This is a genomic window from Okeania sp. KiyG1 (assembly GCF_014132355.1).
Taxonomy (GTDB): Bacteria; Cyanobacteriota; Cyanobacteriia; order Cyanobacteriales; family Microcoleaceae; genus Okeania.
In genome coordinates this window covers 126192-138639 of the sequence record NZ_BLZO01000011.1, presented here as the reverse complement: position 1 = coordinate 138639, position 12448 = coordinate 126192, and the positions used below count along the sequence as shown (strand labels likewise).

General features: G+C 39.3%; 7 protein-coding genes and 1 pseudogene. 4 read left to right on the top strand and 4 right to left on the bottom strand.

All coding sequences use genetic code 11. The features are described 5' to 3' along the window. The gene (locus SAGCYANO_RS01265; protein ID WP_202218422.1) at positions 1–1410 is read left to right on the top strand and encodes an ABC transporter substrate-binding protein; all 1410 of its coding nucleotides are present in this window, start codon (positions 1–3) and stop codon (positions 1408–1410) included. 1010 nt (positions 1411–2420) lie between these two features. Here the strand turns inward: SAGCYANO_RS01265 and carB are convergent. Both carB and SAGCYANO_RS01255 read right to left on the bottom strand, forming a co-directional pair. Continuing rightward, positions 2421–5659: pseudogene (gene carB, locus SAGCYANO_RS01260) on the bottom strand (carbamoyl-phosphate synthase large subunit). A gap of 192 nt (positions 5660–5851) precedes the next feature. Beyond that, positions 5852–6013, bottom strand: a complete 162-nt coding sequence (locus SAGCYANO_RS01255) for a hypothetical protein (protein ID WP_202218421.1) — start codon at positions 6011–6013, stop codon at positions 5852–5854. Between the two features lie 62 nt (positions 6014–6075). Here SAGCYANO_RS01255 and SAGCYANO_RS01250 point away from each other — a divergent pair, with 62 nt between their 5' ends. From SAGCYANO_RS01250 to SAGCYANO_RS01240, 3 genes are all read left to right on the top strand, one after another. Then, positions 6076–7305 carry a transposase gene (locus SAGCYANO_RS01250; RefSeq protein ID WP_237395506.1) on the top strand — a complete coding sequence of 410 codons (1230 nt, stop codon included), beginning with the start codon at positions 6076–6078 and terminating at the stop codon, positions 7303–7305. Positions 7306–7614: 309 nt separating this feature from the next. Beyond that, entirely contained in the window at positions 7615–7866 is a 252-nt protein-coding gene (locus SAGCYANO_RS01245) for a hypothetical protein (RefSeq protein WP_202218420.1), read from the top strand. 128 nt (positions 7867–7994) lie between these two features. Continuing rightward, positions 7995–8981: an ROK family protein gene (locus SAGCYANO_RS01240; protein ID WP_202218419.1), complete on the top strand. Its 987-nt coding sequence runs from the start codon at positions 7995–7997 to the stop codon at positions 8979–8981. A 725-nt stretch (positions 8982–9706) separates the two neighbouring features. Here SAGCYANO_RS01240 and SAGCYANO_RS01235 read toward each other — a convergent pair. After that, positions 9707–10135: a hypothetical protein gene (locus tag SAGCYANO_RS01235; RefSeq protein WP_202218418.1), complete on the bottom strand. Its 429-nt coding sequence runs from the start codon at positions 10133–10135 to the stop codon at positions 9707–9709. 409 nt (positions 10136–10544) lie between these two features. After that, a complete protein-coding gene (locus SAGCYANO_RS01230; RefSeq protein ID WP_202218417.1) occupies positions 10545–12266 on the bottom strand; it encodes a CTP synthase in 1722 nt (573 codons plus the stop codon). Positions 12267–12448: the final 182 nt, after the last annotated feature.

The following is a 12448-nucleotide window of genomic DNA, read 5'->3' as shown; positions in this document are numbered from 1 at the left end:
ATGAACAAGATATTACTAGTTAAACTACGAAGACTAATACTCCTTCTTAGTATCATAGCCTTTATTGTCATTTCTTGTGCTGAAAATTCTCCTAAATTGAATGGTGACACTATTTCAGAGCGTATTACATTTGGAGAGAAATCCTTAGCAAATCCAGAAGACGTTAGACCTGAAAGAGAAAGAGGAATTAATTCAATTGCTAATAGGAATTACGACCGCGCATTTAGAACTTTAACTAATTACCTAGAATCAAAACCTAACGATCCAGAAGCACGAATTTTTCTGAATAACCTAGAAGTTGAAAAAAATCAAAAACCTTACCACGTTATTGCTGTATCTATGCCAATAAGTAGTAATCTGAATGGTTCTCTGGAAATTTTGCGTGGAGTTGCTCATGCTCAGTATGATTGGAATTTTTCTAAATTGGGTACTGAAGGAATGTTAAAAATAGCAATTGCTGATGATGATGATAATGACCCTAATAACGGTACAAAAATTGCAGAAGAAGTTGCCACAGAGTTAGGAAAGAGAAAGGAAATACTAGGAGTAGTTGGACATTACTCAAGTGACACTTCCATAGCAACAACCGAGATTTACCAAAATTATCAGCTTGTATCTATTTCTCCTGTTAGTACCTCTGTTGAGCTCATAGATAACACCCCTTATTTTTTTCGTACCGTACCTAGCGATCGAGCAGCGGCAGAAGCATTAGCAAAATATGCTCAGACTAAGTTAAACTCAGTAAAAGCAGTGGTGTTTTATAACTCAGATAGCAACTACAGTAAATCACTAAGTCAAGAATTTACCTCTGAGTTAGGGAGAAGGAATATTATTCTGAGAGAAGACCCAGATTGCGATCTATCTACATGGTCAAAAAATCCTGAAGATTGGCGTGGGAAAGCAACTAAAGTTCTGAATAGGGCAAAAGATTCAGCAAATGTGTTAATGCTAGCTCCCAGTTCAGGTTATTTAGATCGATCTCTGGAAATAGTTCAGGCTAATAAAGGGAATTTACCAGTATTAGGTGGGGATGATGTTTACTCTGCAAAGACTCTTGAGAAAGGTCGAGATAGTGCTGTAGGAATGGTTGTAGCGATAGCATGGGATATTGAAGGAAATGAAACAGGTTCAGATTTTCCCAAACGCTCTCAAAAACTTTGGGGAACTTCAAGTGTGAATTGGCGAACAATTACTGCGTATGATGCAGTTCAAGCTCTGGTGAAAGCAATTGACAATCAAGCTCAACCAACTCGTGAAGGTGTTCGGGAGGAGTTATCATCAGGGTTTTCTACACCTGGAGCGTTCAAAGCAGTTAAATTTTCAGACACTGGTGACTATGATGGTGATATTCAATTAGTGGAAGTTGTGAAGATTGGCGATGGGTATGACTTTGTACCTCTTAAGCGTTAAGGAAGTGGCGGGGGCGGGTTCATCAGATAGTTTGTCATATCAAATAAATTAATTCTGATATAGATCCACTCAGGGGTTCTATTAAGCATCTCCTCCACGCATAGGGAGTAGGGAGTAGGGAGTAGGGGGAAAGAATTGATGAATCACAGTGCAATAATTGATTTGATTTTTGGGCGTTGCTGATTCTGGGTATGATGCAACCCACATTCCGCACTTCAATTTGTAACATGAAAATTAGTATAAAATCCTTAGGTGGCTTAGGTATTTATACTATATAAATTATCTTCATTTACCTTTATCAAGAGTCAAATTCTCAGTTAAATATTAAGCATAAATACTTACTGAATTGTTTATTCTGATTGACCAGTATAATTTTATTCTTAATGCATGACTTTTGACTTTTGACTTTTGACTTATATTTTTATGCTACATTTTGTGGTGCGGAATGTGGGATGCAAGCCCCCCTAGCCCCCCAAAATTGGGGGGAATAAAACTATAAAAGTCCCCCCTTATTAATCCCCCTCCCGTCCCCCGCAGGATCGGGGGTAGCCAGAGGATGCTGCGCTTTTTGTTGAATGGGGGATGCGCGGGGGCGAAGGCGAGAACCAAACAATCACACATTCATACTTCAATTCAGCAACGCCGATTTTTGATTGTTGGAGATATCTATCTATAGTAATTAAATATCAATATCCTCACTTCTTGGCCTAAAAACCCTACCTTTGCAAGGATACCAAATGGCTTCTATAGAATCCGGTTATATAGTATATGTTGATAATTCTATAATTACTTCAATATTTAATCTCCCCCACTCCCCCACTCCCCCACTCCCCTCTTCCCCTCCAGGGAGGGGTTAGGGGTGGGTCCCCTACTCCCAACTATACAATAACTATTCAACCGGATTCTATATAATCTCCCCTACTCCCCTACTCCCGCACTCCCGCACTCCCCCACTCCCCCACTATACAATAACTATTCAACCGGATTCTATATGACTCCTGACTCCTCCTCTAATAATAATCCTGCATCGCCTTCACCTCCAACACTTCAGACTTCAACGCTCGAATCGCCGCCGCCGTTGCTTTCGCACCTGCAATAGTCGTAATTAACGGCACCTTATAATCTAACGAACTCCGCCGAATTTTAATCCCATCAGCACGCGCTTCCTCCCCAGAAGGAGTAGTAATAATTAACTGAATTTCTCCATTTTTAACCCCATCCAAAACATTTGGCCGTCCTTCATGCAACTTCAACATCAACCCCACATCCAAACCATGGAAACACAATACCTTACGAGTTCCCTCAGTAGCTATCACTTTCAAACCCAACTCAATCAGATCCTTAACCACTGGCACAACTGCTTCCTTATGCCGATCGCTCATCGACACAAACACTGTTCCCTCCAAAGGTAATTTTTGCCCTGCGGATAACTGCGCTTTTGCAAACGCTTTACCAAAGTCAACATCAATACCCATCGCCTCCCCAGTAGAGCGCATTTCCGGTCCTAATATTGTATCTGTACCAGGAAACTTAGCAAATGGTAACACTGCCTCTTTCACAGAAACATGACCGGGAACTTGTTCCTCTACAAAACCTAATTCCTCTAATTTTTTTTCCAGACATCACCCGCGATGCCATCTTTGCCAAGGGTACACCTATTGCCTTAGAGACAAAAGGTACTGTCCGTGATGCACGGGGGGTTAGCTTCTAAAATATATACTGTTTCCCCTTGCACCGCAAACTGAATATTCATTAACCCAATAACATTCAAAGCTTTTGCCAGAGCAACAGTCCATTGGCGAATTGTTTCCACCGCAGCAGGAGCTAAAGTTTGATAAGGAATAGAACAAGCAGAGTCTCCAGAGTGAATACCCGCTTCCTCAATATGTTCCATTATCCCACCGATAACTACCTGACCCGTACCATCAGCAATAGCATCCACATCTACTTCAATGGCATTTTCCAAGAATTTGTCAATCAAAATTGGATGTTCTGGTTCCACCTGTACCGCAAACTTCATATAACGTTCCAACTCTTGGTCAGAATAAACAATTTCCATTGCTCTACCTCCCAAAACATAGGAAGGTCGCACCACTACTGGATAACCTATTTTTTGTGCAACTGCCAACGCATCTTCAAAACTACGAGCGAGACCGTTTGCTGCTTGACGAATATCTAAATCTCGTAAAATGTGCTCAAACCTTTCTCGGTCTTCTGCGGTATCAATAGAGTCTGGAGAAGTACCCCAGATTTTAGTTTGGGAAGGGGTTGCTGTTTGCTCTAAATACTTCTGGAGAGGAACTGCTAATTTCAGAGGAGTTTGACCGCCAAACTGAACTATAATTCCTTCCGGGTTTTCCGCTTCGATGATATTTAGTACGTCTTCTTTAGTTAAAGGTTCAAAATAAAGGCGATCGCTCGTATCATAGTCAGTCGAAACAGTTTCTGGGTTAGAGTTAACCATTATTGTTTCAAACCCATCCTCTCCCAGAGCATAACTAGCATGACAACAACAATAATCAAATTCTATTCCCTGACCGATGCGGTTGGGTCCCCCTCCCAGAATCATTACTTTCCGTTTTTCAGAAGGCAAAACTTCTGACTCTTCTTCATAAGTAGAATAATAGTAAGGAGTCAGCGCCTCAAATTCTGCTGCACAAGTATCCACTGTTTTATAAGCAGGTTTAACTCCCAAACTCAACCGATAACTTCTAACTTCATCCTCAGTAGTTTTACTGCAATAAGCAATTTGGCGATCGCTAAAACCCTGCCGTTTTATATGCCATATCTGCTCTTTTGTCAACTCATTAAGCGGAGTCAGCTTAATCAATTTTTCTGTATCGGTTAACTCCCGCATCTTATCCAGAAACCAAATATCAATTCCGGTGAGTTCATAGACTTCCTCTACTGTCATTCCCAACAATAAAGCATGACGTACTGTAAATATTCTTTCTGGGTTAGGGGTGCGTAACCCCGCTCTTACTTGTTCCAAACTGGGCAACTTTTCCCAGCGATCGCCACCAAAACCAGCTCTACCTGTTTCTAGAGAGCGCAACGCTTTCTGAAACGACTCCTGGAATGTGCGACCTATTGCCATTGCTTCTCCCACCGACTTCATTTGAGTAGTCAGCACTGCTTGGGAACCAGGAAACTTCTCAAAAGCAAATCTAGGAATTTTCGTGACTACATAATCAATAGTCGGTTCAAAACTAGCTGGTGTCTTTTTAGTAATATCATTAGGAATTTCATCCAAGGTGTAACCCACTGCTAATTTTGCTGCCATTTTAGCAATAGGAAAACCAGTAGCTTTTGACGCCAAAGCAGAAGAGCGACTCACCCGAGGGTTCATTTCAATCACAATCACATCTCCATTCACCGGGTTAACAGCAAATTGAATATTAGAACCCCCAGTTTCTACCCCTATTTCCCGGATAATTTTAATCGAAGCATCTCGCAGTCTTTGATATTCTTTATCCGTCAATGTTTGCGCCGGAGCAACAGTAATGGAGTCTCCTGTATGCACACCCATCGGGTCAATGTTTTCGATCGAACAGATAATTACTACATTATCTACTAAGTCTCGCATTACCTCCAATTCATATTCTTTCCAACCAATCAACGATTTTTCCACTAGGATTTGAGATACTGGACTAGCATCTATCCCTGCTTGTGCCATTACTTCGTATTCTTCCTGATTGTAAGCAATACCTCCTCCTGTCCCCCCCAGTGTGAAAGCAGGACGAATAATTAGGGGATAAGTGCCAATTTCGTTAGCGATCGCCTTTGCCTCTGCCCAACTACTAGCAATACCTGATGGACAAACTGGGATGCCAATTCGAGCCATTGCTTCTTTGAATAGCAGTCGGTCTTCGGCCATTTCAATTGCTGGTAGTTTAGCCCCGATTAACTCAACACCATACTTAGCTAAAGTACCATTTTTGGCCAAGGATACTGCTATATTTAGAGCTGTCTGACCCCCCATTGTGGGTAGGAGAGCATCTGGTCGTTCTTTGGCAATAACTTTTTCTACAAGTTCAGGAGTCAGGGGTTCGATGTAAGTACATTCAGCAATTTCTGGGTCTGTCATAATTGTTGCTGGATTGGAGTTGACCAGTACAACCTCAAATCCTTCTTCTCTAAGAGCTTTACAAGCTTGTGTACCACTATAATCAAATTCACAAGCTTGGCCAATAACAATTGGACCAGAACCAACAAGTAGAATTTTGCGTATATCTTGGCGACGCGGCATAGATTTATATTTATTTGTTTGACAATTAAAGGGTTAATCCACAGTATTTTAAGGGTGAGTATAGTTGTAGTGTTATGATATACAGACCATTTTTATATTTGGGCATTTATTTAAATGATAAGTTTTAAATACTCTGAAAAAAGAATAGGGTGAGAAACTGTTTGATAATTTCTACCCATAACTAGACAAATATTACTGTTTGTCCACCTTTTCTCTCGCCATGCGTTCAATTACATCGCTTAAACTATTGGCACCTAACTGATGTTGTTTTTCTTCTAACCACTGAATCGCTGTTTCAGTCAAAGTCATTGTAAACCTACGCTTTGACTCTCCGTAAATCTTTTTTCCAGCCATATTTACAATTCCATACTTATCATATATGATATGAGTATTACACATTTGAAAGGTCGAGTCAAATGCTTTTAAGTATTAAGGTTGAACTAAAACCAAACAATAAACAAGTTACAGCCTTTCGCAAAGCATCTGGTGTGGCAAGGCACGCTTACAACTGGGCTAATGCCTTAGTTAAAGATGTCTTAGTGCAACGGGAAACTGACAAAACAATTAAAGTACCATCAGCTATTGACCTTCATAAAAGATTGGTTGCCGAGGTCAAGTCTGAGAATGCTTGGTACTATGAAACTAATAAAAATGTTCCACAACAAGCATTAAAGGAATTGCGAACAGCTTGGGATAGATGCTTTAAGAAAATTGCTAAACAACCAAAATTCAAGAAGAAAGGTCAATGTGACTCGTTCTACTTAGAATCAGGTAGCAAAGCTGCACCAAAAATTAAAAATGATGGTAAACGAATTAAATTACCTTCAATAGGTTGGGTGCGTCTTGCCGAACCATTACCTGTAACAGCAACACATAATTGTGTGATTTCTCGTACTGCCGATAAATGGTTTATAGCGATTAAATATGAAGTTGAGAAACCAAGTATTGAAGGACAAAGACCTACAGTTGGTGTCGATATTGGAATTAAGGAATTAGCCGTTTGCTCTAACGGTAAGGTGTTTAAAAATCCAAAAACTTATAGACGCATGAGTAAGCGTTTAAAACACCTACAACGTCAAGTAAGCAAGAAAGTGAAAGGTTCTAATAATCGCAAAAAAGCGGTGACAAAACTAGCAAAAATCCACGCTCGGATCGCAAACATTCGCAAAGACGCTATCCATAAATTAACTACCTATCTTGCTAAAAACCACAGCATTATAAAGATAGAAGATTTGCACGTTAAGGCATTTCTGAAAAATCACAGATTAGCTGGCGCAATTGCCGATTGTGGGATGTATGAATTCAGACGCCAATTAGAATATAAAACTGAGAAATTCTCAAGTCAACTAATCCTAGTAGATACGATGTTTCCAAGTTCCCAGATCTGCTCTAATTGTGGGAATCATCGTCATAAGATGCCATTAAAAAACCGTGTTTATATCTGCCCTGATTGTGGTCACATCGAGGACAGAGATTTAAACGCCAGCAAGAATATAGAACGATGGTTTGAAGGAATATTTATTCCGACTTTACCAAGTCAAACGGTAAGCTCTACCGGGATGGCCTGCGGAGTGGACAAACCCTTTAGTTGCCAAACTAAAGCCACGTTGAAACAGGAAGTTAACGCCAAAACTACCTATGTTTAGTTAAGTTTAGATTTGGGCAGTTTTGGGTCAGTTTAATAGAGCGGAATGATTAATTGTTAATTTAATTAATTAATATAATCTTCCTATATTATGATTAATTAGTCTGGCTTGATAGAAGTCGGAATTAATATTTTTAACTTTTGTCCAAGAAATAAGGTCTCAGACCTTTCCTTTTAAAAGGAGCAGGACTTACGCAAAATATGAAAATATGAACCTAATAATTGGTAACTAATAACTAATAACTAATAATTGGTAACTAATAACTAATAACTGATAACTGATAACTGATAACTGATAACTGATAAAGATATGCCTAGAAATCCTGATGAATTTGCTATACACCTATTGTTAGAAGGTGGCGCTCGCGAAGAAGTACGTTTTCTGACTCTTAAAGAATTTCAAACTTGGTACAGTGGTGTTATAGTTCCAAAGCATGATTCTCCAGAGTTTGTAAATGTACCAATTAAGACTATTCAAGGAGAATATATGGTTGTTCGTCCCTCTGCTATAATTGCTATCCGGGTTGAACCTATATTTAATTCTAGTGTTGAAAGATTTTAAGTGAAGTTCTCTCCCGTTAAATCTGAGATGATTAGAGAAAGCTCGCAGACAAGCATAACTGTTACCAATTTCCTTCTGAAGTTTCTTGTTTTGCTGGGGAAATTATACAAGAACACAGACTAACTAACATGAATATTCAGGTAATAGGTATTGATATAGGGGGGACAGCAATTAAACTGGGGCGTTTTGACAAAGATGGAGTTTGTCATCAATTTTTGAATTTGCCGACTCCTCAACCTGCAACCCCAATAGCAGTAATTGATGTGATAGTAGAAGCGATTTTATTATTGCAGCGCTCCGCGAACTCTGGTTTAAGATATAGTTCTTCACTCAACAATTCTAGTGTTAATCCACCCGATTTATCTGTAGCTGAATCTCAACCAGATAACTCAGCAGTTATTCAAGCTATTGGTATTGGACTACCTGGCCCTACTGATGCCCAAGGTAGAATATCTAAAGTAGCAATTAATTTGACAGATTGGCAAAATGTTCCCTTGGCTGAGTGTTTGGAGGAAAAGACTGGTTTACCAGTAGTTATCGCTAATGATGCTAATTGTGCTGGTTTAGGAGAAGCTTGGCTAGGTGCGGGTCGTCCGTTTAAAAATATGATTATGCTTACCCTGGGTACTGGTGTGGGGGGAGCAATTATTTTAGATGGTCAATTGTTTGTAGGTCATTTAGGGGCTGCGGGAGAGTTAGGGTTAATTACTTTAAATCCTGATGGGCCAGAGTGTAACAGTGGTAATAGTGGGTCTCTAGAACAATATGTTTCTGTTCAGGCAATTCGTCGAGCTACTGGTAAAGAACCATTGGAATTAGCAAACTTGGCTCAAACTGGAGACAAATTTGCCCTAGAATTCTGGGAATATTATGGCAGACTTTTGGGTGCAGGTTTGGCAAGTTTGATTTATATCTTGACACCAGAAGCTGTAATTATTGGAGGGGGAGTGAGTGCTGGTGCAGAACTTTTTTTGCCTGTAGCTAAAGCAGAAATTGAGAGACGAGTTTTGTTGAGTTCTCGTTTGGACTTAAAATTATTAACGGCTAAATTAGGTAATCATGCTGGTATTGTAGGAGCTGCTAAATTAGCTTGGGCAAGTTTCCATACTCATTAGGGTTTGCTGAAAAAGTCTTTTAGTAGGTGTAGGAGTCAGGTAGTAGGGGCGTTAACGATAGTTATGCGCAAGCTTTTGGCCGTTCGCCCGTTACCTCGATCAGGAGTCAAATTCTCACTTAAATATTAAGCATAAATAGGGCTTGCTGAAAAATTCTTATATCAAATCCGGTGGGGTTGCACATAGAATCCGGTTATATAATATCTATTTATAATTTATAATTTCTTAAATTACTTCAATATTACACATCTCCTCCATCCATAGTAGGGACGCCCTTATGCAACGTCTGTACAGAGAAATTATTGATTTGATTTTTTATTATTGAAGATGTCTATTTAATCTCCCCTACTCCCCCACTCCCCCACTCCCCACTCCCCTCTTCCTCCCAACCCACCCCTAACCCCGACCGTGGAGGGAGGGGAGACAGGAGAAAAGGGTCGGGAGCGAGGAGGTAGGAGCGGGCGTTTTGGATATAGTGATTTTTCTGCCCAACTATGCGCCTAAAATACGCTCAAATTTGAGCGTGAAGAGCTGTTCCCAGGCACTGCAATTCGACCCCAAAAAGGCACTTACCTTTATCTGTAAATACTTTTAGATTTAATCAGCAAGCCCTAAATACTTGCTAAATCGTTGACTCCTAATTGACCACTATATATAATTTACTTCTTAAATTCTTACTTTTGACTTTTTATTTTTGACTTTTGACTTTTGACTTTCTTCCTTCTTCAAGGTAAAGAATACCCTGTTACTTTTGTGATAAATTCCACAACCTTTTTATAAGCTTCCGGATCTATATTAGGACTAATAATAATATCTTTTGTACTATCTGGTAGCCAAAAAGTTATACGACCATTTGGTTCAAAAGCAAATGTACTAATACAATTCAAATTGATAAACCATTCATGGCGGTCGTACATAATTTGCACCCAAAATTCACTATTAGGTAGATAGTTTATCTCAATTTTGTCTTTAATATATTCTAGGACTAACTGATACTCATATTCGCAACTTTGTTTATTTAAAATAATTAGCTGACTGCTATTTGGCAACCAGAAAGTTAGTCGCTTATTTGACTGACAAGAAAAAGCAGTAATACGATCAAGATCGATCAAGTATTTACTTCTTTCATAATCTATTTTAATCCAGTAGGCCATAAGACCCCCTCAAAGCTTTGATTTCTTGCATTTCTCCAAATTAGTGCAAGTTACAGTAGAAGGCAGAAGGCAGAGGGCAGAAGGCAGAAGGCAGAAGGAAACATCTTGCCTGGTCTAAGTTTTAGATTCTTGAGCTGTCCTAACCTTTGCTTTAACTGCTATACTCTAAAAGTCCAATCAGCACTATTGAGTCACCCTCGATCTGGTAAATTACTACTCAATGAAAAAGATTTCTTCCTTAATCAAAAAGTTAACCACTTTTGAACGATCAAAGGTAACTATCAACAATTAATATTAGAAAATATAACAATACTTAATGCTGTACTTAAGATTATTTAGTAATTACCTAAGATAAGGCGATTCAACCTGATAACAAACAATAATAAAAACTTTTTTAGTAACTAATAACCTAGTCAGCACTTAGGATAGAACCCGTGTTAACTACATTATCTAGAATAGCTTCAGCATTATTTACAGACAAATCATAACATTTTTCTTGTGAACTAGCAGCTTGAAAAAAGCTATAAAATAGAGGATGAGGGGTACTAGGTCGAGATTGAAACTCTGGATGAAATTGTGTAGCAATAAAGAAAGGATGAGTGGGAAGTTCAATAATTTCTACTAATCTACCATCAGGAGAAGTTCCGCTAATAACATATCCTGTTTCTAACAACAAGTTCCGGTAAGCATTATTAAACTCATATCTATGACGATGACGTTCATAAATCACCTCCTGTTGATAAGTTTTAAATGCCAATGTATCCGTTTGAAGACGGCAAGGATAAAGTCCCAGTCGCATAGTGCCACCCAAGTCCACTACATCTTGTTGTTCGGGTAACAAATTAATCACTGGGTTTGGTGTTTCAGGGTCAAACTCCGCACTATGAGCAGATTCCAATTTTGCTATATTGCGTGCCCACTCAATTACCGCACATTGCATTCCCAGACATAACCCCAAAAAAGGAATTTTTTGCAACCGAGAATATTCAATAGCAGCTATTTTTCCATCAATACCTCTCACGCCAAACCCTCCCGGAACAATAATCCCATTCACCTTTTCCAGGTAGGTCTTTGCTCCTTTGGCCTCCACATCTTCAGAACTGACCCAACGCAGATTTAAGTCCACACCAATAGCTATTGCAGCATGGCGTAATGCCTCAACCACTGATAAATAAGCATCGCTCAGTTGAATATATTTACCTACTATGGCAATTTCAATAGTTGTAGCAGTAGATGATTGGACATTTTTTGTCTCTATTTCAGGATTGTCCCGATGATAAAGACGATTGACCAAAGTTTGCCACTTACCAAGATTTGGCTGGCGTTGCTCCATATTTAATAATTCTAGAGCTTGCACCGCTAGTCCTTCTGCCTCTAACATTAGAGGTACCTCATAAATACTTTCGGCATCTTTTGATGTAATTACGGATGCTACAGGTACATCACAGAATTCAGACATTTTTTCTTTTAAGCTGGAGCTAAGTTGGCGATCGCATCGACAGACCAGAATATCTGGCTGAATACCAATAGAGCGCAACTCTTTGACTGAATGTTGAGTAGGCTTAGTTTTCATCTCCCCTGCTGCCCCAATCCAAGGGACTAGGGTAACATGGATATATAACACATGATTTCGTCCCACATCTTTACGAAATTGCCGAATAGCTTCTAAAAATGGCTGAGATTCAATATCTCCTACGGTCCCCCCAATTTCTGTAATTACTACATCTGGATTAGCATTTTTGGCGACTCTATGTACCCTCTGTTTTATTTCATTGGTAATATGAGGAATAACTTGAACTGTGCCTCCTTTATAATCGCCTCGTCTTTCTTTATTGATGACTGCTTGGTAGATTGAACCCTGGGTAACACTATTCAGGCGGGACATGGAGGTATCTGTAAATCGTTCGTAGTGACCCAAGTCAAGGTCTGTTTCTGCCCCATCTTCTGTGACAAATACTTCTCCATGTTGGAAGGGACTCATGGTACCTGGGTCTACATTGATATAGGGGTCTAGTTTCAGAATAGATACGGAATAATCCCGTGATTTGAGCAAACGGCCTAAGCTTGCTGCTACAATTCCTTTACCAATGCTGGAAACTACTCCACCAGTTATAAATACAAATTTACTCATAAATTTTTTTTTGAAGAAGGTTTTGGGTTTGAAGAAGGTTTTAAGTGGTAGGTGATAGGTTTTAAGTGGTAGGTGATAGATTTTAGGTGGTAGGTCAAAGGCTAGAATAATTTCATTTCAATAGTTATAGTTTTTGGCATTTTTGTGTGGATTTTAGGTAATAAATACTTATAAATACTTAG

Coding starts and splice junctions, on each gene's coding strand:
- SAGCYANO_RS01240 (WP_202218419.1), top strand. CDS start 7,995: ATGAATATTCAGGTAATAGGTATTGATATAGGGGGGACAGCAATTAAA.
- SAGCYANO_RS01265 (WP_202218422.1), top strand. CDS start 1: ATGAACAAGATATTACTAGTTAAACTACGAAGACTAATACTCCTTCTT.
- SAGCYANO_RS01235 (WP_202218418.1), bottom strand. CDS start 10,135: ATGGCCTACTGGATTAAAATAGATTATGAAAGAAGTAAATACTTGATC.
- SAGCYANO_RS01250 (WP_237395506.1), top strand. CDS start 6,076: ATGCTTTTAAGTATTAAGGTTGAACTAAAACCAAACAATAAACAAGTT.
- SAGCYANO_RS01230 (WP_202218417.1), bottom strand. CDS start 12,266: ATGAGTAAATTTGTATTTATAACTGGTGGAGTAGTTTCCAGCATTGGT.
- SAGCYANO_RS01255 (WP_202218421.1), bottom strand. CDS start 6,013: ATGGCTGGAAAAAAGATTTACGGAGAGTCAAAGCGTAGGTTTACAATG.
- SAGCYANO_RS01245 (WP_202218420.1), top strand. CDS start 7,615: ATGCCTAGAAATCCTGATGAATTTGCTATACACCTATTGTTAGAAGGT.